Source organism: Arthrobacter sp. NtRootA1, assembly GCF_019976975.1.
In the GTDB taxonomy this organism is placed as follows: Bacteria; Actinomycetota; Actinomycetes; order Actinomycetales; family Micrococcaceae; genus Arthrobacter; species Arthrobacter aromaticivorans.
The window spans coordinates 4,363,674-4,389,669 of the sequence record NZ_AP024630.1 but is presented as its reverse complement, the minus strand read 5'-3'; the positions used below and the strand labels follow the sequence as shown (position 1 = coordinate 4,389,669).

The following is a 25,996-nucleotide window of genomic DNA, read 5'->3' as shown; positions in this document are numbered from 1 at the left end:
ACTGTAAGCCATGTGGTTGGACCACATCAACTAGTATTCCCGTATGCGTACCCACGAACTAGTCCTGCAGTGGATAGAAAAGCAGCTATCCGACGGCGACCTCGCCCTCGGCGGACGCCTCCCCGGAGAGCGGGCCATGGCCGAACAGCTCCAGGTATCGAGGACGTCTGTGCGGGAGGCAGTGCGGATCCTTGAAGCAATGGGTGTTGTGCGCGCGGGAGTTGGCTCGGGCAAGGACGCGGGAACTGTAGTGATCGCCGAGCCTGGCTCTGCGCTGGGCTCTACGTTGCGCCTCCACGTGGCAACCCGCCATCTTCCCGTGGCCGACATCGTGGAGACACGGGTGTTGCTCGAATCCTGGGCGGCTGCCCGGGCCAAGGTTGGCGCCCCGGCCCTTGATGAGGCGGCGGCGCTGCTCGAGCAAATGGACGACAGCCCGGACATCGAGACGTTCCTGGCGCTTGATGCCCGGTTCCATGTGGCGCTGGCACAGGCTGCCGGCAATACAGTGGTCAGTGCCATGATGGCGTCATTGCGGGGTGCAATTGAAAATTACGCCGGGAAACTCACCGGAAACCTACCTGATTGGAAGGCCACGTCGGACAGGCTTCGAGCGGAACACCGAGCGATTCTTGCAGCCGTCAACGCGGACGACGGCGGCCGGGCGGCAGATCTTGTGGCAGCCCACATCCAGGGCTTCTACAAAGAGGCCGGAGTGGGCTCGCAGGCTTCTGGAAGATAGAGCAACGCGGGGTCACTTATGGCCCATGATGGCCTTCCGGATGGGCCGTAAGTGACCCCGCGTTGCATTTCTAGGCGGGCTTCAGGGCCGGCGCCGCGGTGCTCTTCCGGATTTCCATCCGCGGCGAGAACTCATCCTGGGCTTGCGTGGTGGGTTCCCCCGCTTGCTGGATCTGCTCACGCATCCTGCGCCAGGCCAGGCTCCCAAGTTCATTAATGGGAACGGCGGCGGTGGTCAGCGGGGGAGTGGTGTACTTGGCGAACGGGATGTCGTCGAACCCCGTCACCGAGATGTCCTCTGGAACCCGTAATCCGTGCTCGTGCAGGCCGCTTAGCAAACCCATGGCCACGAGGTCATTGAAGGCCAGGATGCCCGTTGCGCCACTGGCGATGATGGCCTCTGTGGATTCATGTCCGGAGTCGAAGTTGGAGCCGCCATGGAGCATTTGGAGCTCAATCTCCGGGTGCTCCTTCCGGAATTTCTCCAGGCCCACCAAGCGCTGCCGGTTGGATGCACTGTGCTCCGGGCCGGAAAGGAAGGCCAGCCGCCGGTGACCCAGGCCCACCAGGTGCTGGGCGAGTTCCTGGATGCCTTGGCCGTAGTCCACGCTAAGGCTTGGGGTGTTGGTGGCCACCGTGGTGCGGTTGATGAGTACCAGCGGATGCAGGGTAGGTGCCAGCTCTTCAAGTTCGGCATCGCCCATTCGGGGTGCGCAGAGCACCACTCCATCGCAGCGGCGACGGGCTTCTCCGGCGAGGATTGCTTCCTCGCTGGTTACCTCGGATGAGTCCGCGATCAGGACGCGATACCCGTCCTGGGACGCCGCAATGCTGAGTCCGCGAAGGATGGCCTGGAAGGTGGGGTTGGCCAAGTCCGGGACAACGATGCCGATGGTGTCTGTCTTGCCCAAGGCCAGGCTTCGTCCAACGGGATTCGGCTGGTACTTGAGTTCGGAAGCTGCAGCCCTGACGCGGGCAGCGATGCCGGGATCCACGGCGGCGTTACCGTTCATGACGCGGGACACTGTGGCGTGCGAGACGCCTGCCTTCTCCGCGACATCGGCAATGCCAATCCGCCGATTGGTGTTCCTCCGTGCCATGTTGCCCCTTCCGGTTGGCTGTCCGCGTGCTGCCCCGGCGTTGGGGCAATGGTTGACGGAACCGCCACAGTCTTGATACAAAGCTTATAACGCTCTGAGAAAACGCTTTCTCATGATTCTTCCCAGATCACGCCGGGCCGTCAAGCGGTTCACTCCTGCCTTTTGAAAGGGGCATTCCCATGGTCAACGTTGACACCGCCAGGACCCATTCAACGGCGGCGGACACTTCCGGATCCGCCGCCGGAGGCACTGACCCTCATCGGACCCGCATTGCCCTCATCGGGACCGGGGGCCGCTCGGAAATGTACATTCGCGCAATCTATGGACAACACGCCGACGTAGCTGACCTCGTCGCTTTGTCCGACGTGAACCAAGGACGCGTGGAGTTTTACCAGGAACTCATCAAGGATTTGGGCGGCCCGGGGCCAGTGGCATCCTTTGAGCCAGCGAAGCTCACAGAGTTTATCCAGGCCAACGGCATCGAGCGCGTCATCGTCACAACGCCCGACTATACCCACGCGGACTACATCGTCGAGGCACTCGAGGCGGGCGCCGACGTCGTGGTTGAAAAGCCCCTGACCATCGATGTTGAGGGCTGCCGCCGCATTACCAACGCCGTGGCGGAAACCGGACGGAACGTCGTAGTCACCTTCAATTACCGTTACTCGCCGCGCAACACCGCGCTTAAGGAGATCATCCAGAACGGCGTGATCGGCAAGGTCACGTCCGTCGACTTCACCTGGGTGCTGGACACCGTGCACGGCGCGGACTACTTCCGCCGCTGGCATCGTGAGAAGAAGAACTCCGGTGGCCTGCTCATCCACAAGGCCTCGCACCACTTCGACCTCGTCAACTGGTGGATCAATGACGTCCCCGAGCGCGTTTTCGCCTCCGGAGGGCTCCGCTTTTATGGCGACAAGAATGCTGCCGAGCGCGGTCTGGGCGCCCGCCCCGAACGCGGCACGGTTGATGGCTTGGCGCGTGATCCGTTCCGCCTGGACATGCGGGAAGACGAACGCCTGAAGGCCCTGTACTACGACAATGAAAAGTTCGACGGCTACCTCAGGGACCAGGACGTCTTCACTGAAGGCATCACGATCGAGGACAACCTGGCCCTCGTAGTGGACTACCAGGGCGGTCCCACGCTGAGTTACTCGCTGAACGCCCACAGCCCGTGGGAGGGCTACAGGGTCAGCGTCAACGGTACGGAAGGCCGGGCCGAACTCGAAGTGGTTGAGCGCGCAGCGGTCCAATTCAGCACTGACAAGAAGACCGTGGTGGACCCAAGCGCGACGCCCATCGAAGAAGAAGACGCTGTTCGACGAAACGGGGAGCGCCTGGTGGTCCAGCGCCACTGGGAGGCGGCCTACGAGGTGCCGATCGTCAACGGGGAGGGAGGCCACGGAGGCGGCGACAACCTGCTGCTCTCGGACCTCTTCAACGGCCCGGGCGTAGACCCATTGGGCCGCCCGTCGGGGTACATCGACGGCCTCCGTTCCGTCTCAGTCGGCATCGCCGGCAACCAGTCCCTGGACACCGGATTCCCTGTCCGCATCAGTGAACTTGGCCTCGGCGTCGATCTCAGCCGCGGCCAGGCGTAGCGGCCCACCACTTACACAAGGACAACACCATGAGCAGGATTTTCGTCACCGGCGGTTCCGGCCGGCTAGGCCGCAGCGTCGTTGCCAGCCTTGCCCAGGCGGGCCACGAGGTGGTCTCGGTTGATCGCGACGCCATCCCGGCGGAGCAGTTGCCCACTGGCGCAGTGCAGCACACGGCGGACCTTTTGGCCCCGGGAGAAGCGGAGCGGCTCCTCCGGGAAACAAACCCCGACGCCGTCATCCACCTCGCTGCTATCGCCGTACCTTTCAGCGCTCCTGAGGAAGTCATCTTCAGTACCAATACCCGGCTCGCCTACGCGGTCATCAGTGCAGCCACTGATGCGGGTATTCCGAAGATTATTACGGCAAGCAGCCCCACCGCCCTGGGCTACGGCTCACCCGCAGGTTGGCTGCCGCCGTCGTTCCCGTTGGACGAGCAGACGCCGCCTAAGCCCTGGAATGCTTACGCGCTGTCCAAGCTGATCGCCGAGCAAACAGTGCAGATGTTTGCGGCGGCGCAGGGGGACAAGATCCGCTACGCGGCATTCCGGCCCTGCTTTGTCATCTCCCCGGAGGAGTGGCAAGGAGCGCCAACACAGCAAGGACACACTGTCCGCGAACGCCTTGCCGATCCGGCACTTTCAGCCCCGGCGCTGTTCAACTATGTCGATGCCAGGGACGTGGCCGACTTCCTGGACGTGCTGCTGGAGAAGATGGATGCAATCCCCAACGGGCAGGTCTTCTTCGTCGGAGCGAAGGATGCCTTGGCCACTGCTCCGCTCGCTGAGCTGTTCCCGCGTTTTTTGCCGGGCAGCGGCCTGCTTACCGAACACCTGTCCGGTACCAGCCCGGCGTTCTCCATCGGGAAAGCGCGTGACCTTCTTGGCTGGGAGCCCAAGCGCAGTTGGCGAACCGAACTTACGCCGCCATATGAAAGCGCAGATTCAGCAGCATCAGAGCAAGCACTACTCAACGACGAGAATCACGCCGGCCTGGTCCCGGCGGGAGCAACCAAGGAGACACCATGAACTTCGACGGCGTACTGTTTTTCCCCGTCACACCCTTTGCCGAAGACGGCTCGGTGGATGTGGCCCTTCTGAAGGAGCACATCACCTCGCGCCTTCCTTACGGCCCCGGAGGTGTTTTCCCAGCGTGTGGCACGGGTGAATTCCACGCCCTCTCCCTGGATGAGATCCGCACCGTGGTGGCTGCCGCCGTCGAAGCTGTTGCTGGAGCCGTCCCGGTAGTCGCAGGCGCCGGCGGCCCGTTGGGCCACGCCCTGGCTGCCGCCAGGGTTGCCGAGGAGGCAGGCGCCGACGCCCTGCTGGTTCTCCCGCCGTACCTCGTTACAGGGCCAACAGACGGCGTCGTTGCTTACGTCGAGGCCATCGCCGACGCCAGCAGTCTGCCCGTGATCGTTTATCACCGTGGCACGGCGAAGTTCACGGCCGCAGCCATGAGCCGCCTCACCGCGAACCCGAAAGTCATCGGCTTCAAGGATGGGATCGGGGACGTCGGCCTGGCGCAGGAAATCGTATCCGCCATCAACGCCAGCGGCCGAACCGACTTCGCACTTTTCAATGGACTCCTCACGGCAGAGCTGACCCAGGGTGCTTACCGCGGCCTCGGGATCCCGCTCTACTCCTCGGCAGCCTTTGCCATGGCTCCGGAGATCGCGAAGGCCTACTACGACGCATACGTCTCTGGTGATGAGGACCGTCGGAACGCCCTGCTTGAGGGCTTTTATGCTCCCCTCGTGAGGCTTCGGGACCAGACTCCCGGCTTCGGCGTTTCTCTCATCAAGGCCGGGCTACGATTGGCAGGGTTGCCGGTAGGCCCTGTCCGCCCGCCACTGGTGGACCCCACGGAGGAACAGCTGCTGGAGCTGAAGTCGATCCTGGCCAAGGGCCACGAGTTGGCGCTCAGCTGATGACAGCACGCATTACCGGCCTCACCACGCGTTTGATCACGGTTCCGTTGCTGCGTAGCTGGGGGGCTGAAGCTCCCGAGAACCACGTGATCGTCACCGAACTGAGTACTGACGGCGGCGGCGTGGGCCACGGTTTCTCGTGGACACCTACTATTGGTCCCCAGGCAGTCAAAGCACTTCTGGACTACGACATCGCCCCCTTCATCCTTGGGTTGGAACCGAATCCCGAAGCGGTGTGGGACCAACTCTGGAAGCGTCTGCACGAGGCAGGTGGGGGAGGCCTGACCACTATCGCAATGGCCGGTGTGGACCTCGCGCTGTGGGACCTTAAAGCCCGTCAGGCCGACACCTCCGTCACTGCTCTCCTGGGTCAACGCCAGGAATCAGTGGAGGTCTATGGCTCGGGCGTGAATCTGCACTACTCCTTGGAACAGCTCGTGGAGCAGGCACAGCGCTGGGTTGCCGCTGGCCATAAGGCTGTGAAGATCAAGGTGGGAAAGCCTGAGCTACGCGAAGACGCTGAACGGGTTGCCGCGGTCCGGCAGGTCATTGGCCCGGACCGCCTGCTCATGATTGATGCCAACCAACGCTGGGACCTGGCGCATACCTTCCGCGCCTTGGATGTTTTGGGGGAGTACGGATTGGAATGGCTTGAAGAGCCAATCCGTGCTGACGATTTGTGGGCCTACCGGCGCCTGCGCAAACACTCTCCCGTGCCGATCGCGCTTGGCGAGAACGTCCACACTATCTACCGTTTCCGCGACTTCATCGAAGCCGAAGCCGTGGATATCATCCAACCCAACATTGTCCGGGTGGGCGGCATTACGCCGTTCCGCAGGATCGTGGAGTTGGCCCGCGCGAACAGCATCAGGGTGGCTCCGCACCTTCTTTCGGAACTCTCCGGACAGTTGGCGCTCACCTTGGCCGAGGCCGTGAGCGTGGAAGAAGTGGAAGACGCTTCCTTCGAGCAGCTCGGCATCCTCGCCGAGCCCTCTCCCATCCGAATCCGCAACAGCAGGCTCAGCTCGGCAAGCCGTCCAGGCCTTGGCTTCGACTTTGCCCAAAAGCCGGCCGCACGTGAGAGCTCCGCCCCTGAGAGTAAAGGAAACCACATTGAGTACAGCAACTCTTGACCTGACCGCGGTGACGGGGGCTGCCGCCGCAGCCTTCAAAGTGACCGCCGCAGCGTCCGACGCCGAGCGCGCAGCCTGGCTGACCGCCGTCGCCGACGCCCTGGACGCCAACGTGACGGAACTGGTGGCCATAGCTGACTCCGAAACCAGCCTTGGTACGGTTCGGCTCACAGGTGAGGTGGCCCGGACGAGCGGCCAACTCCGACTGTTCGCGAAGGTGATCACCGAGGGCTCGTACTTGGAGGCAGTGATCGATCACGCGGATCCTGCCGCCACGCCGCCCAAACCTGACCTGCGCCGCATCCTGCGTCCGATTGGACCCGTGGCCGTGTTCTCGGCGTCGAACTTCCCGTTCGCGTTCTCGGTGGCCGGTGGCGACACTGCATCGGCGCTCGCTGTCGGTTGCCCGGTGATCGTCAAAGCACATTCCGGCCACCTACGCCTGTCCGAGCGGACTGCCGAGATCGTGACCGAAGCCTTGGCCAAGGCCGGAGCTCCGGACGGCATCTTCGCCCTCGTGAGCGGACGCGAGGCAGGTACCGCATTGGTGCAGGATCCCGCCATCAAGGCTGTGGGCTTCACCGGTTCCATCCCCGGCGGCCGCGCACTGTTCGACCTCGCAACTTCCCGCCCGGAACCGATCCCCTTTTATGGCGAACTGGGCAGCCTGAACCCCGTGGTCATCACGGATGGTGCTTTGGCCGAGCGCGCTAAGGAACTTGCTGCTGGCCTGGCTGGTTCGTTCACCCAGGGAGCGGGGCAGTTCTGCACAAAGCCCGGACTCGTTTTCATCCCCTCGGGCACCGACTTCGCTGCCCAAGTGGCAGAAGCGAGCAAGGACAAGCCGACCGCGGCCATGCTGACTGAGCGGATCGCGGAGGCCTACCCTTACGGCCTGCGCAGCGTCGCGGAGCAGCCGGGTGTTGCGGTGGTGAGCGGCACCGTGGATCAGGACAGCCTGGCCGACGGCGCAGCTCCGGTGGTGTTCTCGACAAGCGCCGCCAACGTGCTGGATTGTCCTGGTGAGTTGCTGGAAGAGTGCTTCGGCCCCACCACGCTCCTCATTGAGTACGCCAATGAGGAAGAGCTGTCACAGGCCCTCGCCAAGGTTCCAGGCAGCCTCACCGGCACCGTGCACGCGCAGCCAGGGGAGGACGTTTCAGCGCTTGTGGAGCAGCTGAGTGAGCTTGCAGGTCGCGTGTTGTTCGACGGTTGGCCCACTGGCGTTGCAGTGAATTGGTCGCAGCAGCACGGAGGACCGTACCCCGCCACGACATCGCTGTTCACCTCAGTGGGCGCTACCGCGGTTCGCCGCTTCCAGCGTCCCGTGGCTTACCAGGACGCTCCGGAGAACATCCTGCACCCTGCCCTGCGCGAGGCGAACCCGTTAGGCATCCCGCGCCGGGTGGACGGCGTGCTAACCCTGGGCTAAGGGCGCCAAGCAGGATTGCAGTACGCGAAGGGCGGGGTCACCGTGATGGTGACCCCGCCCTTGGCGTTTTGTGGTTGGTTACGCGTTACAGCCGCAGGGTGATTGGACGACGGCGGCCGTCCACTTCCGTCGTCGGCCAGCGCTCGTCGACGGTCAGCACCTTGACTCCGCCTTCTGTGAGCAGCACGGTGTCTTCGATTTTCACGCCCGGTCCGGAGGGGTTCCACGTGAACGGCTGGTCGAGGACGATCCTGTCCGTCACGTCCGCGGTGACGCGGGGATCACGGCCGGCGTAACCTGCCGGGCCACCCTGGTGATGCAGGGTCCATTGATCGGGACCAAACCGGTGGCGCACATAGGCATCCTGGATAGCGGCGAAGACCTCATTGAGCTTGGCACCCGGCACGGTGGCCCGGAAGATGTCCGCTTCAACAGCTGCGATGCGTGCTTCGGCGTCGAGCTCCTGTGGAGTGCCGGCGTCGAACGCTACCCAACGGGTCACGTTGGCCACCAAGCCATGACGGCGGGCGCAAACCACGGCCATTGCCCTGCGACCGATGGGAGCATGCGTTGCCAGCGGGTGGCGGAAACCGCTTCTGGAAGCACCGCTGCAGAGCAGGACAAGGGGCTCGGCGCCCACTGCCACAATCCGGGCTGCCAAGTCCGAGACAAGCTCAAATTCGGTTGTCCCGGGTGTTGCTGCCGTGAGGACGTCGGTCATCGCCTTGGCGGCATCTGCGGACAATTGGGCATAGCGAGCTGTTTCTGCGGGCAGGAGTTGTTGTCGCGCTGCCCGTAATTCCCCCGCGACAGCGGCTTCCATCAGAGGGTTTCCGTCGTCGGCCAGCCCGGCCGCAGATGCATGCAGTTGGCCGTGCCACGGAATACTGTGCAGGTTGACGCCCTGGGGAAGTTCCTCGGCCTCGATCCTGCCGGCTTCGTTGTTGAACGTCACAAGATGATCTCCGGCTCGATCCACCAGGAGGGCGGCGATGGGATCCCCTGCCAGGCTGATATGGACACGACTGCCGTCCAGATACCAGGTGAGTGCCGTGTTGCTCGTGAGCAGAAGCGAATCTCGACCCGAACGGTCCAGGATGTCCATTATGCGGCGGCGCTTCACCACACGGTCGGCGGCATTGCCGGGGGCCGGGGACGCAGCGCCGGATGTCCGTGCGGCGTCCGGCGTTACTGCAGATTGAGTCGGAGCGGTCATGCTGGGTCCCCCTGGGTTGAGATGAGCTGTTCAATGTCTTGAGTGGCTAGGAAGCCGTCAGCGATGAGCACCCTGACGGTGCGATGCACAGGGTTACCGGGTTCTGCGGGCACCGGCGACTCCCACGCCAAGGACAGCCCCACACCCGGATAGCCCGAGTGCCGAACGAACCAGGGGTCCGCTGCTTGGGGGGAAGCCAGGAAGACGAGCGTGGCCGGATGGCCCAAGCCCGGATCGCCCGCACTATGGCCGCCGCCCGTTCCGGCGTCGAAAGTTCCTGACCAAGCCAGCCAAGGCGCGACGCTGCCATGGACGGCATCTTCCCCGCGCGACTCAGGGGTCCAAATGGTCGCGTCACTGACCCTGGGCAGCCGCCAGAAGAAGCCACCATAACCGCCCTGCGACCGTCCGTTGGAACCGGGGCTGCCCAGCAGCACCGGGCGTCCCGTGGCGGATTCGAGCGTGAAGTGCAGCGTCAATTGCCAGACGGAATTTCCGACGGCGGCCCAGCGCCACTCGCGCTGTTCGCGGAGGACAAGGGAACCGTCAGGGCCCACCCAGCTCAATAGCTCGTTCCGCTGTCCATCCCTATGTTCCGCGGACGCAAGGACCACGCGGCCGTGGTCCTTGCGCCAGACGTACGCACCGGCGTCGCGCGTGTAGGTCCGGCCACCCCAGAAATTGATACCGTCCACGTCCTGGATGGCGACCCCCGCTCCAAGGTGCCACACATGGTCCTCCGGAATGTGGTCACTTACGATCGTGCCGGCAAGGGTGCGGACGGGGTGGAGGTACGGGCGCGGCGAGGAGGTTGGCCGGATGCGTGAGCCGTCCTGCATAGTGGCGACGGCTCTGCCGTTGACCTTCAGCTCTGGCTTGGTTGCTCCATCGGTAACCGCAGCTTTTTCAACCCACGGCGCCCCGAGTTCCGCGAACGTTGCTTGGCCCAGGGTGGCGCGGCGAATCCACCTTTCGATGTCCTGCACCACGGCATGGGCGTCCTCGCCTTCGCCCAGCCACGTCACATGGTCCGGATGGATGAGCCGGGGTGCGTCCGAGGTTCGGACCGCTTCCAACACGGACATGTAGGCGCCGGCTCCACTCAATGGGCTGAGCAGATCCTGTTCCGTCCGTGCTGAAATGAGGTTTTCCAACAGGTCCGTCCGCCCGAAAATCTCATTCCGGATCCCGTCCGGAGTAGTGATCTCCAGGCTGTCTTCGGTGTAGGAAAGCGTGATCTGCCCGAGCGTGCCGTAGACGGTCACCGATGGCGCCGACTGCACGGGCGCGCACAACGTCAGCCCGCAGGTCAGCACGGTGCCTGTCGCCGTCCGGACCCTGATCACGGAAGTGTCATCGCTTTCGGTGTCATTCGCCCGGTAAAGGTCGGTTTCGACCAATTCGACGTCGGCAACGCTCCTGGCACCTGCGAGTCGCAGCCCGGTAGCCACTGCGTGTGCCAAGGCGTTCGTCGCGACGCCGTCCACCACATCCGTACCGTTCAGGCTTCGCTTACCTGCCCAGCGGGAGCGCTTGAAGTACCCCTTTGTCCGGAGCCACTGGCCCGTCGCGCTGATGCCGCGGACCTCGCCGATCTCACCAGATGCCACAAGCTTTTCTGTGGCGGGAAGGGCACGCGAACCAAGGCTCTGGAAACCGACTTGTACCATCCGCCCGGCGCTCGCCGCCGTTGCGAGGACGCTTTCGTACTGCGCCATGGAAGCCACGGGAGGCTTCTCGAGGTAAACGTTGGCGCCGGCCCCCAGCGCGGTGAGGGCGAGCGGGGCGTGGGTTTGGATAGGAGTGGAAATAATGACGACGTCGGGGGCACTTCCCGCAGCCAAGAGGTCATCCAAGGAACTGTAGACGCCCACGTCAGGCGGCAACTGGCCTTGGGCTGGTGGCTGTGGATCGGCAACCGCCACCAGTTCAAGCATTCCGGCGGAACCGAGTCGATGGAGGTTTTCAAGGTGTCGTTCGCCGAATCCGTGAACGCCAACGAGTGCTACTCGTGGCAGTTGGTTGTGAATGCCCACGATTGTGTGTGGGGCCGTTGAAGGCAAAGTCATAGTGCTGTCCTAGCGGGATCAGTTGCGGGGAAACCAGGGGCTTCATTGGCCTGGAGGTTGGAGGAGAGAAAAGCTGCCGCCTCTTCTTGCATGCCGGTGGAAAAAACGTGGGGCCCGGGCCAAAAGCTGCCAGCGTACCGCCCAGCCGGCATCCGCTCCGAAAGGTGGGCATCGGCGTCGCGCATTCCTGCTTCCGGAAACAGCTGGTCAGCTAGTGCGTACTGGACCAGGACAGCGCCGGCAGTTGAACGCATTACCAGATCGGGCCAATCTCCCAGCCTTGACAGGCCAGGGGAGTGGAGCAACCAGGAATGGGCATCGAGGTAGGCAGGGAGGAGGGACGCGAAGGTGGTCATCATGCACGTGACCACATAGCTGCGGATCAGTGGACTGAGGGCGGCGAGCACCATGGCCCGGCCGCCTCCACCTGAAAATCCGGTGCATCCAAGGCGGTCCGGATCGACTCCGGGGAGGGACGCCAGGATGCCTAGCGCCGCGAGGTCGTCATGCGCCACCGTCCCGGCGATGCTGGTGCCAAGGAGCGTTGCGGCTTTCGCCACGGTTTCTTCATGATTGGACGCTGCTGCGTTGTAAAGATCCGCCGGGGAAGGCTCGACGCCGGCCTCCCGCCACAGTGCCTGCTGGCCGTTGACGGACTGGGCCGTCCGCCAAGGCTGGGTTTCCAGGCCGAAGCCGCGACTGCCCCACATGAAGGCGTCGTGTGCCAGGACGGCGAAACCCTGCTGGGCAAGCCATGTAGCCCAGTGGCGCCCGCTGTAGAGCTTTTCCCGTAATTGGACCGGTATACGACCGAAGCCAGCCGCAGTGGTGGTGGCCCCGGCGTCGTTCTCTTCTTCTCGTGGAAGTAAGACCAGCCGCTCCGCGCCATGGGATTTGATCCCGCCATGGCAGTGAAGAGCCAGTATCCCGGGCAGGGGGCCAGTGGAGCGGGCTGGCCGCACGAACCAGGCCGAGGTCCTTGGTCCGAAACCAAGCTGCCAGGACAAGCGGGAGGTGATGACGCCGTCGTGCTCTGTTTGGGTTTCCACCCTGTATTCAGTAACCGGCGCAGTGGCAGGGACCCCGAGCGTGTCCACCAGCTGCTGGGCACTTGGAGAGGTTGCCGCGAAGTGATGCCGGGCGGCGTAAGCGGGCCAATCCTCGTAGCGGCCAAGAGCGCTGGGGCGGATGGGCATTCCTGCCATGTCAGCAGTGGTCATGGCAGTCGCCGTGCTTGGGGAACAATGGTGTCCTGCCTTTTCGGTGCGGATGATGTGCGAAAGCGCACACCGGGCTTCTTCGGCGTGTGTAAATCGGGTATTGGCGGCTTCCTCAGAAAACGCTTTCTCAAAAATTAGCAAAAGGCTGTACATGGGTCAAGAAAGCGTTTACTTTGGTACGGAGCCGCTGATCACCAGGATCCACATCCCGGCGAGTCAAGGGGTGCCGCCGAGTGAACGGCGGCGTCCCGGAAGGCAAGCATCAACCACACTCGTACTCCGTGGATGGCCACGATGACCAAAGGAGACCACATGGCCGCTTATGAACATACGGGGACGCCGAAAGGCGTTCGCGGTCAGGCAGGAGGGAAGCGATGAGCGCCATCGGCGAACTCTCCACAATGACCCGCCGCAAGGGGCCCATGACCAAGGAGGAGAAGAAAGCGAACGGTCGCGACAACAAGGCCGCCTATGTTTTCCTGCTTCCGTGGCTGATCGGCCTCGTGGTCATCACCGTGGGTCCGATGCTGATGTCGTTGTACCTGTCCTTTACGGACTACAACCTTCTGCAACCACCGCAGTGGGTGGGAATCGACAACTTCGTCCGCATGTTCGGCGATGCTCGACTCCATAATTCCTTGCGCGTTACCTTCACATATGTGCTGGTAGGCGTGCCGCTCCAGCTGGCTGTGGCCCTGGTGATCGCGCTGGTCCTGGACAAAGGGCTTCGTGGCCTTCCGTTCTACCGTTCCATCTTCTATTTGCCGTCGCTGCTGGGCGGATCTGTGGCTGTCGCGATTCTTTGGAAGCAGATCTTCGGCACCACCGGCCTGGTGAACCAGGTCCTCGCCATGATCGGCATCCAGGGGCCTGGATGGATCTCGGATCCAAACACGGCGCTCGGCTCCATCATCCTGCTGCACGTCTGGACATTCGGCAGCCCGATGATCATCTTCCTGGCGGGCCTGCGCCAGATCCCGAACATGTACTACGAGGCCGCCGAAGTTGACGGCGCCACCACTTTGCAGAAGTTCTGGCGGATCACGCTGCCGATGCTGAGCCCCATCATCTTCTTCAACCTGGTGCTGCAAATCATTGGTTCGTTCCAGTCGTTCACGCAGGCGTTTATCGTCTCCGGCGGAAACGGCGGACCATCCGACTCCACCATGTTCTTCACGCTGTATCTGTACCAGAAGGGCTTCGGTCAGTTCGATATGGGCTACGCCTCGGCGATGGCCTGGTTCCTGCTGGTCATTATCGGCGCCTTCACTGCCATCAACTTCATCGCTTCAAAGTATTGGGTGTTCTACGATGACTAAAATCCAGACCCTGCCGCCCGCAGCTGAGGGCCAAAGCAGCAAGACCAGCAAAAGCCCGCGCCGCCGCGAATCGCCAGGAAACCTGGCCTTCAGCCGCAACGCCCGCATCAAAGGACTCATCAAGCACGCCATCCTGATCCTGGTTGGCGGGATCATGATCTATCCGCTGCTATGGATGGTTGTTTCCTCGCTGCGGCCCAATGACCTCATTTTCCGCGAACCCGGCCTTTGGCTGAACAACCTGGAAATGAGCAATTACACCGATGGCTGGTCTGCGCTGACGCACCCCTTCGGGCATTACATGATCAACTCTGCGATCGTCGTACTCGGCTCGATCGTCGGAAACCTGATCTCATGCTCCATGGCCGCCTATGCCTTCGCCCGGCTGCAGTTCAGCGGCAAAAAGCTGTTCTTCGGAATCATGCTGCTGACCATCATGCTGCCCTTCCATGTTGTGATCGTGCCGCAGTACATCCTGTTTTCGCAGATCGGTTGGGTGAACACGTTCTGGCCGCTGATCGTGCCGAAGCTCCTGGCAACGGACGCGTTCTTTGTGTTCCTCATGGTGCAGTTCATCCGTGGCATTCCGAAGGAATTGGATGAGGCTGCCCGCATTGACGGCGCCGGGCATCCGAGGATTTTCCTCCGGGTCATTCTGCCTTTGATGGTTCCGGCCCTCGCCACCACCACGATCTTCACATTCATCTGGACGTGGAACGACTTCTTCGGTGCACTCATCTACCTGACTGATCCGGACATGTTTACTGTCCCCGTAGCGCTTCGCGCTTTCGTTGACTCGCAGTCCGCTACCAGTTGGGGATCACTCTTCGCGATGTCCATCGTGTCCCTGTTCCCCGTCTTCCTTGTCTTCCTGTTCGGCCAGCGGTTCCTCATCAAGGGCATCGCAACTACCGGCATCAAATAGGGCAGTTGGGAGTCCCAGGGCTTTCGCCCGACAAGTTATACAAGCTGAGATCTTGTAATACAAGATTGTGGCTTGTAGCATAAAATCCACGCAAGAAAACGCTTTCTCATTCGCATCAAGATCAAAGAGGATCGGAGACAACAGTGCCGGTATTTCCAAAGGGTGAAGGAATCGCCCCTGCAGGTGCTTCCAAAGCCCGCGCAACGGCCGCGCGGTCCAAGCGGCGGCTTCGCGCCTCGGCCATTATCGCTGCCACAGCTGCAGCCGTTCTGGCGCTGAGCGCTTGTGGCGGCGGAGCAGAACAAAAGAGTGCCGACGGCAAGGTGGAGCTCCGCTTCTCCTGGTGGGGTGGCGACAAGCGTGCGCAATTGACGCAGCAAGCCATCGCGGCTTTTGAGGCCGAGAACCCCAACATCAAGATCAAGGCCGAGTATGGCGACTGGAGCGGCTACTGGGACAAACTGGCCACTCAAGTTGCTGCCAACGATGCTCCGGATATCATCCAGATGGACGAAAAGTACATCACCGAGTACTCCACTCGTGGGGCGCTCCTGGACTTGTCCAAGTATAAGATCGACACCTCCAAGATGGACGAAGCCGCGTTGAATGCCGGCAAGGGTTCCAAGGGGCTCACTGGCATTGCAGCTGGCATCAACGCTGCCACCATCCTGGCCAACCCGGCGGTCTTCAAGGCTGCGGGCGTCGCACTTCCGGACGACAAGACCTGGACGTGGGAAGACTTCGAACGCATCGCGGCTGAGGTCACCAGCAAGTCGCCGAAGGGAACCTATGGCGCTGCTGCATACGGCACCGACGAGGCGTCCCTGGGTGTGTGGCTGCGCCAGAACGGCAAGTCCCTTTACACCCAGGATGGCAAGCTTGGCTTCGAACCCTCGGACATCGCGGGCTACTGGGACTTCCTGAAGGAACTCAGCGAGAAGAAGGCCGTTCCGTCGGCATCCGAAATTGTTGAGGCCGAAGCTGCGCCGCTGGATCAGAGTGGCCTGGCAACCGGCAAGAACGGCATGGCGTTCTGGTGGTCCAACCAGTTGCCGGCGCTCGAGAAAGCTGCGGGCGGCGAACTGCAGATCCTCCGCTTCCCGTCCAAGACTGGCAAGGCCGCTGATACGCAGCTTTGGTACAAGGCTTCCCAGTTCTGGTCTGCATCCTCCAGGACCAAGCACCCTGAAGAGACGGCTAAGTTCATCGACTTCCTGACGAACAACGTCAAGGCCGGAGAAATTCTGCTGGCTGACCGGGGCGTATACCCCAACTCGGACGTCCGCGAAGCAATCGCTCCCAAGCTGGCGGCGCCGGACACCAAGGTGGTCAACTTCATCAGCGAGATCCAGCCCGAACTCGGCGAAGCCCCGGCCGCACCGCCGAAGGGCGCAGGTGCCATCCAGGAAATCATCAAGCGCTACTCCTCGGAAGTCCTGTTCAACAGGCTCTCCACAGAGGAAGCCGGTAAGAAGGCCGTGGACGAGATGAAGTCCGCGATCGGAGCCTAGCTTTCCGGAAGCAACTCACCAAGAGAACCGCTGCACCAAGAGAACCGTCGCACCAAGAGAACCGCGCCCCGGGCGAATCATTCGTGATCCGCCTGGGGCGCGGTTTTTGCGCGCGCGCACCCAACTGGGTAGCAGCAGTGCGCGTTTTGAGGGGTCTAAACGCGCACTGCTGCTACCCAGTTGGGTTGGGTTAGTCTTCCGCGATAACTGCCACGGCTCCGGCGGGGACCACACAGCTGAAGCGCGCTCCGCTCAGCAGCTCGTCGCCGTCGGCCTTCACCGTCACGTCCGCGCGGCTGTGGTTGATGGCGAAGAGGAAGCTACTGCCATCCGCGGATCGCCGCCGGGCGAGTTCGACGCCGGCAGAAGCCTCGGCAACGGCCGTCACCCCAGCTTCCTCCAGCAGCCGGGCAGTGAGTGAATCGATGCCGTCGGCGTCGGGTAGTGTCGCAAGGTACCAAGCCGCCCCTGCCCCGGTGGGTCTGCGCGTGACGGCGGGGACGCCGTCGAGCGGGTAGTCCGTAAAAGTAGCCAAGACCTCGGCTGGTCCGCCGCCAGATTCAGCTACGTGAACGTGCTCGCTCCACACGGAACCAACTGTTCCATCGCTGAGGGTGACTGTGCTGCCGGGGAAGAGCGGATGGAATTCCTCGGTTCGGATGCCCAGTAGTTCGCGGAAAGCGCCGGGGTAGCCACACAACCGAATGTGGTCCTGCTCATCCACGATGCCGCTGAAGTAGCTGATGAGGACCGTTGCACCGCCTTCTGCTGCGGCGGCGATAGAGGCGGCCGCGGAATCCGTGACGGCGTAGAGGGTGCAGACCAGAATGAGATCGTAGCCGGAGAGGTCGGCGGAGGGGTGGACGAAGTCCGTACTGACACCACGCAGGTACAGAGATCGGTGGAAAGCCCGCATGGTATCCAGGTACTTCAGGTCCTGGCTTGGGTGCGAGTCCAGCTCGGAGGCCCACCATGCTTCGTAGTCAAAGACGAAAGCAACCCTCGACTCCACGCGGGAACCCTTCACGGATTCCATCTTGGACAGGGCATCGCCGAGCTCCACCACGTTGCGCCAGACCTGGGTGTCGCGTCCGCCGTGCGGAACCATGGCTGAGTGGAATTTTTCAGATCCAGCCTTGCTCTGGCGCCACTGGAAGAACATGACGGCGTCGGCGCCGCGAGCCACATGGGCCAGCGAGTTGCGGAGCATTTCCCCGGGCATCTTTGGCTGGTTACGGGGCTGCCAGTTGACCGCCGATGTGGAGTGTTCCATTAGGATCCACGGTTCACCCCCGGCCACGCCGCGCGTGAGATCAGCGCTGAAGGCGAGTTCGATTTCCCGTTCAGGATCGGCAGCCACCAGGTAATGGTCGTTCGCGATCACGTCCATGTCCTTGGACCAATCGAAGTAGTCCAAGGTTTTGGTGGCACTGGAAACCATGAAGTTGGTGGTGGCCGGGACGTTCGGTGTAACTTCACGGATTACTGCCAGTAGGGCGCGGTAGTAATCGATGAACGCCCACGAGTTGAACCGTGCAAAGTCCAGTTGCTGTCCGGGGTTGAGGGTGGTGGGTGCGGCACCGGGCGGGATGATTTCCTCGAACGAAGCGTAGTGCTGGGACCAGAACGCGGTTCCCCATGCGTCGTTGAGGGCTTCGATGGATCCGTACCGGCGTTCCAGCCAGGCTCGGAATGCGGCAGCGTCTTCTTCACCGTGGAACTCGCCAACATGGCAGCCGAGCTCATTGTCCACATGCCACAATGCCAGCGCAGGGTGGTTCTTGTAGCGTTCGGCGATGACCCTGGTCATCGTGGTTGCGTACCTGCGGTACACCGAGGACGATGGCGTGTAGTGCCGTCGCGAGCCGCGTTCCAGCCTTGTTCCTTCCGCTGTCACAGGAAGGATTTCGGGGTGTTTCCTGGCCAGCCAGGCCGGCGGTGATGCGGTGGCCGTAGCCAATGCCACTTTGATGCCGGCTTGGTGGAGGTTGTCCATGACGTCGTCCAGCCAGCCGAAATCGTACTGGCCTTCCACCGGTTCCAGCAGGCCCCAGGAGAAGATGGCGACGCTCAGGAAATTGACCCCCGCTTCCTTCATCAGCTCGATATCTTCACGGCGGACGTCTTCGGGCCATTGCTCAGGGTTGTAGTCGCCGCCGTAGGCCAGGCCATTGATGCTGTCCCATACGGACAGGGTTCCGAACGGGCTTTCCGAGGGGGTTTCGGACGGGCCTTCGGATGGGCCTCGGGAGAGTTCAGGGGAGGGCAAAGGGACTCCTTGGTCAGGTTCGGCAGTGCGGGATAACTGTGGAGCTTGGCTGCTATCAGGTTAGGCGAGGATCTTGGAAAACGCTTGCCCAGATTCCCGATTGAGGATATTGTATCGATTCAGAACGAGTGTAAGCGAGGTCACTCTCCCTGTGGGAGAACCGAACAGGCTTGCACCAACTGAGCAAGGAGGCTCTCATGATCAACAGAAGGAATTTCCTCACCACGGTGGCCCTTGGCACTGCATCTGCGGCGTTCCTCTCCGCCTGCGGCCAGTCTTCATCGTCCAGCAAGACGGGTTCTGCCGAGAATCCCGTGACCATCACGTACACCTGGTGGGGCAACGATGACCGCGCCGAACGCACACGCAAGGCCATTGCACTTTTTGAGTCCAAGAATCCGGATGTCAAGGTCAACGGCAACTTCACGGACTTCGCTGGGTACTGGCAGAAGCGCGCCACGGAAGCTGCCGGTGGTGGCCTGCCGGACGTTATGCAGTGGGACCTGTCCTACCTGCGCGACTATGGCCAGCGGAACCAACTACTGGACCTGGGCACGGTAAAGATCAACACGGATGCCTTCGACAAGTCACTCCTGCCTTCGGGCCAGATCCGTGGAAAAACTTACGGTATCCCCACCAGCACCAATGCGTTCGCTGTCTACTACGATCCCGCCAAGCTCAAGGCCATGGGCATCGCCGAGCCTGACGGAACGTGGAACTACAAGGAGTTCAACTCTTTCCTTGCCGAGGTGGGGCAGAAGGGCAACGGAACGTTGTTCGGCGGCACGGACTACACCGGTGTCTGGTGGATGTTCAACATCTGGCTGCGCCAGAACAACATTCAAGCCTTTACGGACGAAGGCAAGCTCGGGTTCTCCAAGGACGACCTCAAGAAGTGGTGGAACACCACCGCCCAGCTTCGGGGAACCTCGGCGATCGTTGGCGAAGACAAGACGACGCAGCTGCTGCCGAAGTCCCCGTTCGGCTCAAACGTCACTGCCACGGAAGTCACGTGGGACAACTTCATGGCCGGTTACCTCGGCGATAGTGGTGCCAAGGAACTCAAGCTTGTGCCGGTTCCCTCCGATAACTCCGACAACTTGGGACTCTTCCTCAAGCCGTCCATGCTGATGGTGGCCAGCGCCAAGACCAAATACAAGGATGCTGCTGCCCGTTTCATCGACTTCATGGTCAACGATCCCGAGGTAGGCCAGATCTTCAAGACCTCCCGTGGTGTTCCTGCGTCCAAGACCCAGCGCGACGGAACCACCTTTGAAGGCACAGACAAGCTGGTGGTGGACTACGAAAAGTCGATCGAGAAGTACCTCAAGGATGCTCCGGAGCCGCCCATCGTTGGTTTCGGCACGCTTGAATCCTCATTCAAGCGCGTCAGCTCGGACCTTAACTACGGCAAACTCACCATCGACGGTGCTGCAGATGCCTGGTTCAAGGAAGCCGAAGACCTTATCAAGCAGAATGCCTGATCAGACATTCGTGTCTGGCCCAGGCTGCCCAACCGACGGACTGATCTCGTGACTCAAAGCCCAACCCTGAGCAGGCGCTCCCAGTCGACCGCTCCCTTGCAGCAGCGCCCATCGCGGCGGCGAGGGGCGGACGCCCGCGCCGGCTACACCTTCCTGCTTCCTTGGCTGCTCGGATTCATTGCCCTGACCGTGGGTCCGATGATTTCCTCGCTGTACCTCTCCTTTACCAACTACAACCTCTTCGATCCCCCCAAGTGGATAGGCCTGGACAACTACGCCACGCTCTTCCAAGACGAACGTTTCCTGCAGTCCGTGGGAGTAACCCTCAGCTATGTAGTGTTCGGTACCCCTTTGAAGCTCGCTGCGGCCCTGGCGATCGCCATGCTGCTGAACAGCAAGCGAAAGGGACAGGGGTTCTACCGTTCCGCGTTCTACGCTCCCTCCCTGATCGGTGCCAGTGTTTCCATCGCCATTGTCTGGAAGGCGATGTTCGGCGATTCCGGCCCCGTGGATGAGGGCCTGTCCTTCTTCGGGATCAACCTCGGCGGTTGGGTGGGCAATCCATCCATGACGATGCCCATGATGATCCTTCTGACGGTCTGGCAGTTCGGCGCTCCGATGGTGATTTTCCTGGCCGGGCTCAAGCAGATTCCTGCCGATCTCTACGAGGCAGCCTCGATGGACGGCGCCGGTCCGGTCCGTAAGTTCTTCAACATCACCTGGCCCATGCTTTCCCCGGTGATTTTCTTCAACCTGCTGATGGAAACCATCCACGCGTTCCAGATCTTCGCCTCTGCGTACATCATCTCCAATGGTGAAGGCGGCCCAGCAGGCTCCACCCTCTTCTACACCCTCTACCTGTACTTGCGCGGTTTCAGCGACTTCCGGATGGGCTACGCCTCGGCCATGGCCTGGCTCCTGGTGATCGTGGTCGGCATCATCACGCTGATCTTCTTCAAGACCTCCAAGTCCTGGGTCCACTACAGCGGTGATTCAAAATGACAACAATGGCAACCCCTACCCAGTCCACGCCCGCCACTCCAGCCCCGGTGTACAACCCGAAGTCCGAGTCGGGCACGGCCAAGCGCATCAAAAGCATCATCTTCCACATCGTTGCCTTGGCGCTGGTAGGGGTAGTCCTCTACCCGGCTCTGTGGATGGTGGCCTCGTCCTTCAAACCGAACTCCGAAATCGGTGGTTCCACCACCCAGCTATGGTCCAACAACTTCAGCTTCGACAACTTCGTCACGGCCATGGACGGCATCGGCGGAGTGTCCACCCTGACGTTCTTCACCAACTCCCTGATTCTGGCCGTCGGCGCAGTAGTCGGCACCATCCTTTCAGCGAGTGTCTCAGCGTACGCTTTTGCCCGCATCAACTTCCCTGGCCGCGGAATCTTCTTCGGCATGATGATTGCCACCTTGCTGCTCCCGTTCCACGTGGTGATCATCCCGCAGTACATCGTGTTCCAGCAGCTTGGCCTGGTAGACACCTATGTGCCGCTGTTGATCGGTAAATTCCTGGCCGCCGACGCGTTCTTTGTCTTCCTGATGGTCCAGTTCATGCGCAACCTTCCGGCAGAACTGGACGAGGCCGCCCGCATCGACGGCGCCGGACACGTCCGCATCTTCGGCTCGATCATGCTCCCGCTCATGAAACCGGCATTGATCTCGACCTCGATCTTCTCCTTCATCTGGAGCTGGAACGACTTCCTGGGCCCGCTTCTTTACCTGAACACCCCCGAAAAATACCCGCTGCCACTGGCTTTGCGGCTCTTCGTGGACCAGACCCAGAGCTCGGATTATGGGGCGATGATCGCGATGTCGGTTCTTGCGCTCCTGCCCGTGTTGGTCTTCTTCCTGGTCTTCCAGCGCTACATCGTAGAAGGCGTTTCAACACAGGGCCTCAAGGGCTGACGGACACGGAAGGCTGAAGAACAGAATGAGCGTCATGGACACAACAGGAAAGTCCTCCTCGGAGAAGCCGGCCATCTCGGTCAACCGATTTGCCCTCTTCTCCGAGACCATCCTCGCGGGAGTCATTGTGCTCCTCCTATCCGTCCCGTTGGTAACGGCGCCAGCCGCCTATGCCGCCGGCGTCGCGCATCTTGAACGGCACCTCAGTGGCAGGGATGATTCCCTTCGGAGCCTTTGGGGCAACTTCCGCCGCGCGCTTCCCGGCAGTTGGAAGATCGGAATCACGACGGCGGCAGCCGCCGTCGTGATTGTCCTGAACCTGTTGCTCGCACTGGTGGGGCAACTGCCCGGGCGGGCACTGATCCTGCCCGCGACCTTGATCCTGGCGGCCGCAGCCGCCGTGCTCCTGCTCAGGATCGCCGGCAACTGGAGCGGCGGAGTGATCTGGGCGGGGGACGCCGGCGGCAAGTCCACGGATCTTCCCGGTCCACAGCAGCGGTGGCGGCTTGCCTACTCGCAAGCCAAAGCTGATTCGTTCCGTGATGGGAGCGGTTCGCTGTTGCTCCTCGCCGCGGTTTTCGTGGCAGTCGTTTTTGTGTGGATGCTGCAGGCGCTCTTCGTCATTGTTCCCGGCATGCTGATCCTTGCCGCGGCTGCCGTCAAGATCAGGGCCGCCAGCCGCACCCAAATCTGAGAGTGCATCCGACAACCTGCTGAATCGAGCTGACCACCCCCGTGTCACCGCGTCCGTTGCCACCGCGCCGTCCCTCTGACCAGACCTCGAACTCCGCCGGCAAAGACGCCGCCTCGCCAAGGCCCCGCTCCATCGAAGCGTGGCACTACCCACTCCGCCACCACAATTACCGGATCTTCGTGACGTTGTCGCTCGTCGGCAGCGGCGGTGTGTGGATGCAACGACTCGCCCAGGACTGGCTTGTCCTGCAGCTCACAGGAAGCCCGGCTGCGGTGGGATTGGCTGTGGCACTTCAATTCCTGCCCATGCTGGTGGTTGGTCCTATCAGTGGTGTGCTGGTAGATCTCTTTCCGAAGCGCCGAATCCTCATGGTGTGCCAGTCCGTAGCTGCACTGCTGGCCGCTGGACTAGCTGCTTGGAATGCCATGGGCGGCACGGACGTGTGGGTTGTCTATGGCTCCTGCATTGCTTTAGGAATTACCAGCTCCATTGATGGGCCCGCCCGGCAAGTCTTCGTCAATGAGGTAGTAGGTGATGCCGGACTACCGGCGGCGATTGGCCTCAACAGTGCGATAGGTCAGCTCGGTGCCATGCTCGGTCCCGCCTTGGCCGGCGTCCTCATTGCCCAAGCTGGCCCAGCCGCTGCGTTTGCGACGAACGCGGGGATCGGGCTGGCCGTTTTGGTGATGATCGCTCTTATCCGGCCAGCTGAGCTTCATCACGCACACGACCCCGACGGCCCACCCCGGGGTAAGCGTGGACAAATCCTGGCCGGCTTCAAGTATGTGAGTGCCAGGCCGCAGCTTCTTCTCATCATGCTGTTGGCCGGCCTCTTGGGAGCATTCGGGATGAACGGTCCCGTGGTCCTCGCAGCATTCGCTGACCGTGTGTGGCACAGCGGTCCCGCCGGATTTGGGCTCTTCAACATGGTCAGCGCCTTGGGAGCCTTGGTGGGCGCGTTGGTGGCCAGCCGTATCAAGCGCTTTGGGCGCAAGGGCATTGTTGCCAGCGCCGGGCTCTTTGGCCTGGCCCAGTTACTCGCTGCTCTGATGCCCACGCAGGAGTCATTCGTGGTGATGCTCATTGTGGTTGGCTTCATGACGCTCATGTTCCTCACTAGTGCAGCCACCAGCGTCCAACTCGAAGCCGGTGCAAGCGTGAGGGGCAGGGTCTTGGCCCTTTACTTTCCACTTCTCTTGGGTGGGCACGCCCTGGGAGGCTTGCTCGCCGGCTGGCTCACGGAAGAATTCGGCGTCCGGGCGGGCCTTGTGGTGACGGGAGCTCTGGGTATGGTGTCAGCGGCAGTGGTAGGTGCGATCCTGTGGCGCCAGCGCGTTGCTGCGCGAGATGACAGTTGAGACGGGAAACATTGCCATCAAACGCCATCTCGGCGAACCAACTCCTCAATAGCCTCCACGCCCAGGGTTCCGTCACTGATCCAGACCGTGTTTGTACGCGTGAGTGACGTACCGGCAGCAAGTTCCACTGCGGTGTCCCACGCCAGGGCGGAACCCACGGCGGGGTACTCACGGCAGCGAACAAACCACGGGTCCGCCGCTTCGGCAGGTGCGGCAAACACCAAAGTGGCCGGGCCGCCGTCGAACTCTCCAGTCCACGCAAGCCACGGCGCAACCGAACCATGCACAGCAGCCTCACCTTCCGCAGCGGCGGAGAAGACGCGTGGGGAATCGTTGGTGGGGAGGCGCCAGAAGAAGCCGCCATAACCACTGCCCGCGGCACCATGCGAACCAGGACTGCCCAGTGAGACATCCACGACGGCGGTGAATTGCGTCTGGATATCGAGTCGCCAGGTGTTGGAGTCCAGAAGCGTTCGCTGGTAGCTCCGTTGCTCTTCGAGGAGGAGGGGGCCGTCGGCCGCGAGCCAGTGGAGGTCAAGCGTGGTCTTTTCATCTTCGCGGCGCAGGCCACTGACCTCGATGCGGCCGTGGTTCCGCAGATCCATGTATTTGCCAGCGGCGCGCCGATAGCTTCGACCACCCCAGAAGTTGTTTCCGTTGACATCCTGAAGGGCGAACCCGGCACCGAGATGCCATACGTGATCCACAGGCATATGTTCAGTCACTACGATCCCTGATGGCGTCGTAACAGGGTGGAGATAGGGACGCGGCGAAAGCTCTGGCTCCAAGGCGTCGCCAGCGCGGAAGACTGCAGAGGGAGAGTCGCTACGTGCGCCGAAGAGGGGCTCAGCGGTAGCGTCCTTCCGCGCCCAGGGAAGCCCGAGCTCGGAGAAGGTTGCATGAGCGCGGGCTGCCCGCTCCAGGATTTCTTCTATCCCATGAATCACGGCATGCGCTTGTTCGCCTACGCCTACCCATTCCACGTATTGCGGAGGAATGAGTGCCGGTGCCTCAGCGGTGCGGATGGCCTCAAGGACGCGCATGAAAGCGCCGCTTTCATCCAAGGGACTCAGCAGCGCAGTGCCGTGGGACAAATGGTGGAGCAGGTTTTCGGTGAGGTCTTCACGTCCGAACGTGTGCGCCATTTCGCCCGCTTCGGTGCGGACGGTCACCCGGTCTTCGGTGTAGTGGAACACGGCCGTTCCTTCAGTCCCATGAAGCGTGACGTAGGGTTCAACGGACTCTGTGGCGCACAGCGTCAGGGCGCACGTGATGGGCAGCCCGTCCACTGTCCGCATGCGAATCACCGAGGTATCGTCTGCCTCGATGTCGTTGGCCCGGTAGAGATCCGTCTCCACGGTGGCGAGGTCTTTTGCAGTCCGGGCTCCGGCTATCCGGAGGGCAGTGGCTATCGCGTGGGCCAAGGGATTGGTGGCGACGCCGTCCACTACGTCAACTCCGCCGAGGCTGCGCCTTCCGGCCCACCTCGAGCGTTTGTAATATGCGCGGTCCCGGACCCAGCGCCCTGTGGCCGTAATGCCTTTGAGCGACCCAATGCTGGGGAGTTCTGCCGAAGCCTCCCCGCTGGCCAGTTTTTCCAGCCCGATCAGTGCATGGGAGCCCAGGCTTTGGAACCCGATCTGCACGCTCCGGCCAGCTGTTGCGGCTGCCTCCTGGAGCCGGATGAAGTCGCTCATGGAAGCGACGGGAGGCTTTTCGAGATAAAGGTCTGCGGAGGAAGCCAGCACGGAAAGAGCCAACGGGGCGTGTGTCTGGATCGGAGTTGCCACAATGATCACGTCCGGCTGATGGCCTCCTCCAAGCAGCTCATCCAGATCGGAGTGGACGGCCGTGGAAGGCGGCAACGTGCCTGGGGCTGGGGGATTCGGGTCTGCGACTGCAACGAGATCCACCACGCCCTCCGAACTGAGCCTTTCCAGGTTCTGGAGGTGATGGGCGCCGAAGCCATGAACGCCTACCAGGGCGATCCTTGCCGGTGCAGTCCTGAGGGTGCCGGGACTTTTGGCGGACCCGGCGGAAGTGGTTTCCATGATTCTCCTCTGCTGGCTGGCAACTGC

At 62.1% G+C, this 25,996-nt stretch carries 20 protein-coding genes; 14 read left to right on the top strand and 6 right to left on the bottom strand.

Annotation, left to right across the window (positions count from 1 at the left end):
* Positions 1-43 precede the first annotated feature (43 nt).
* Complete coding sequence (locus tag LDN90_RS19950; protein WP_223946831.1) at positions 44-742, top strand: FCD domain-containing protein; 699 nt, start codon at positions 44-46, stop codon at positions 740-742.
* 70 nt (positions 743-812) lie between these two features.
* Here the strand turns inward: LDN90_RS19950 and LDN90_RS19945 are convergent, their stop codons facing one another.
* A complete protein-coding gene (locus LDN90_RS19945) occupies positions 813-1,841 on the bottom strand; it encodes a LacI family DNA-binding transcriptional regulator (RefSeq protein WP_216926809.1) in 1,029 nt (342 codons plus the stop codon).
* Positions 1,842-2,020: 179 nt separating this feature from the next.
* Between LDN90_RS19945 and LDN90_RS19940 the strand changes: the two genes are divergently transcribed.
* The 5 genes from LDN90_RS19940 to LDN90_RS19920 are packed head-to-tail and all read left to right on the top strand — an operon-like array spanning position 2,021 to position 7,937.
* Positions 2,021-3,442, top strand: a complete 1,422-nt coding sequence (locus tag LDN90_RS19940; protein WP_223946830.1) for a Gfo/Idh/MocA family oxidoreductase — start codon at positions 2,021-2,023, stop codon at positions 3,440-3,442.
* Between the two features lie 29 nt (positions 3,443-3,471).
* Positions 3,472-4,470 (top strand): NAD(P)-dependent oxidoreductase, encoded by a 999-nt coding sequence (locus LDN90_RS19935; RefSeq protein WP_223946829.1) that lies wholly within the window; start codon positions 3,472-3,474, stop codon positions 4,468-4,470.
* Positions 4,467-5,372, top strand: a complete 906-nt coding sequence (locus LDN90_RS19930) for a 5-dehydro-4-deoxyglucarate dehydratase (RefSeq protein WP_223946828.1) — start codon at positions 4,467-4,469, stop codon at positions 5,370-5,372. Before LDN90_RS19935 ends, LDN90_RS19930 begins: the two co-directional genes overlap by 4 nt.
* Positions 5,372-6,505, top strand: a complete 1,134-nt coding sequence (locus LDN90_RS19925) for a mandelate racemase/muconate lactonizing enzyme family protein (protein WP_223946827.1) — start codon at positions 5,372-5,374, stop codon at positions 6,503-6,505. Before LDN90_RS19930 ends, LDN90_RS19925 begins: the two co-directional genes overlap by 1 nt.
* Positions 6,486-7,937: an aldehyde dehydrogenase (NADP(+)) gene (locus tag LDN90_RS19920; RefSeq protein WP_223946826.1), complete on the top strand. Its 1,452-nt coding sequence runs from the start codon at positions 6,486-6,488 to the stop codon at positions 7,935-7,937. The genes LDN90_RS19925 and LDN90_RS19920 overlap by 20 nt, the downstream gene beginning before the upstream one ends.
* An 85-nt stretch (positions 7,938-8,022) precedes the next feature.
* On the opposite strand, the gene LDN90_RS19915 is transcribed toward LDN90_RS19920, so the two are convergent.
* From LDN90_RS19915 to LDN90_RS19905, 3 genes are read right to left on the bottom strand one after another with little or no spacing between them, the layout of a single operon-like run.
* Positions 8,023-9,153 carry a M24 family metallopeptidase gene (locus tag LDN90_RS19915; RefSeq protein WP_223946825.1) on the bottom strand — a complete coding sequence of 377 codons (1,131 nt, stop codon included), beginning with the start codon at positions 9,151-9,153 and terminating at the stop codon, positions 8,023-8,025.
* Positions 9,150-11,222: a DUF6807 family protein gene (locus tag LDN90_RS19910; RefSeq protein ID WP_223946824.1), complete on the bottom strand. Its 2,073-nt coding sequence runs from the start codon at positions 11,220-11,222 to the stop codon at positions 9,150-9,152. The genes LDN90_RS19915 and LDN90_RS19910 overlap by 4 nt, the downstream gene beginning before the upstream one ends.
* On the bottom strand, positions 11,219-12,442 hold the full coding sequence (locus LDN90_RS19905) for an acetylxylan esterase (protein ID WP_223946823.1): 1,224 nt from the start codon (positions 12,440-12,442) through the stop codon (positions 11,219-11,221). Before LDN90_RS19905 ends, LDN90_RS19910 begins: the two co-directional genes overlap by 4 nt.
* 374 nt (positions 12,443-12,816) lie before the next feature.
* Here LDN90_RS19905 and LDN90_RS19900 point away from each other — a divergent pair, with 374 nt between their 5' ends.
* The 3 genes from LDN90_RS19900 (at position 12,817) to LDN90_RS19890 (ending at position 16,197) form a co-directional block, all read left to right on the top strand.
* Entirely contained in the window at positions 12,817-13,761 is a 945-nt protein-coding gene (locus LDN90_RS19900) for a sugar ABC transporter permease (protein ID WP_216926818.1), read from the top strand.
* Positions 13,754-14,686 (top strand): carbohydrate ABC transporter permease, encoded by a 933-nt coding sequence (locus tag LDN90_RS19895; protein WP_216926819.1) that lies wholly within the window; start codon positions 13,754-13,756, stop codon positions 14,684-14,686. Before LDN90_RS19900 ends, LDN90_RS19895 begins: the two co-directional genes overlap by 8 nt.
* A 143-nt stretch (positions 14,687-14,829) precedes the next feature.
* The gene (locus LDN90_RS19890; RefSeq protein ID WP_216926820.1) at positions 14,830-16,197 is read left to right on the top strand and encodes an extracellular solute-binding protein; all 1,368 of its coding nucleotides are present in this window, start codon (positions 14,830-14,832) and stop codon (positions 16,195-16,197) included.
* A gap of 190 nt (positions 16,198-16,387) precedes the next feature.
* Here the strand turns inward: LDN90_RS19890 and LDN90_RS19885 are convergent, their stop codons facing one another.
* The gene (locus LDN90_RS19885; RefSeq protein ID WP_223949338.1) at positions 16,388-18,391 is read right to left on the bottom strand and encodes a beta-galactosidase; all 2,004 of its coding nucleotides are present in this window, start codon (positions 18,389-18,391) and stop codon (positions 16,388-16,390) included.
* A 272-nt stretch (positions 18,392-18,663) separates the two neighbouring features.
* On the opposite strand from LDN90_RS19885, the gene LDN90_RS19880 reads away from it, so the two are divergent.
* From LDN90_RS19880 to LDN90_RS19860, 5 genes are all read left to right on the top strand, one after another.
* Positions 18,664-19,950, top strand: a complete 1,287-nt coding sequence (locus LDN90_RS19880; protein ID WP_223946822.1) for an ABC transporter substrate-binding protein — start codon at positions 18,664-18,666, stop codon at positions 19,948-19,950.
* 48 nt (positions 19,951-19,998) lie between these two features.
* Positions 19,999-20,952 (top strand): sugar ABC transporter permease, encoded by a 954-nt coding sequence (locus LDN90_RS19875; protein WP_223946821.1) that lies wholly within the window; start codon positions 19,999-20,001, stop codon positions 20,950-20,952.
* Entirely contained in the window at positions 20,949-21,866 is a 918-nt protein-coding gene (locus tag LDN90_RS19870; protein WP_216926824.1) for a carbohydrate ABC transporter permease, read from the top strand. Before LDN90_RS19875 ends, LDN90_RS19870 begins: the two co-directional genes overlap by 4 nt.
* Before the next feature lie 34 nt (positions 21,867-21,900).
* A complete protein-coding gene (locus LDN90_RS19865; RefSeq protein ID WP_223946820.1) occupies positions 21,901-22,560 on the top strand; it encodes a Poxvirus protein I5 in 660 nt (219 codons plus the stop codon).
* A gap of 131 nt (positions 22,561-22,691) precedes the next feature.
* A complete protein-coding gene (locus LDN90_RS19860; protein ID WP_223949337.1) occupies positions 22,692-23,918 on the top strand; it encodes an MFS transporter in 1,227 nt (408 codons plus the stop codon).
* A 17-nt stretch (positions 23,919-23,935) separates the two neighbouring features.
* On the opposite strand, the gene LDN90_RS19855 is transcribed toward LDN90_RS19860, so the two are convergent.
* Positions 23,936-25,969: a DUF6807 family protein gene (locus LDN90_RS19855; RefSeq protein WP_223946819.1), complete on the bottom strand. Its 2,034-nt coding sequence runs from the start codon at positions 25,967-25,969 to the stop codon at positions 23,936-23,938.
* Positions 25,970-25,996 lie beyond the last annotated feature (27 nt).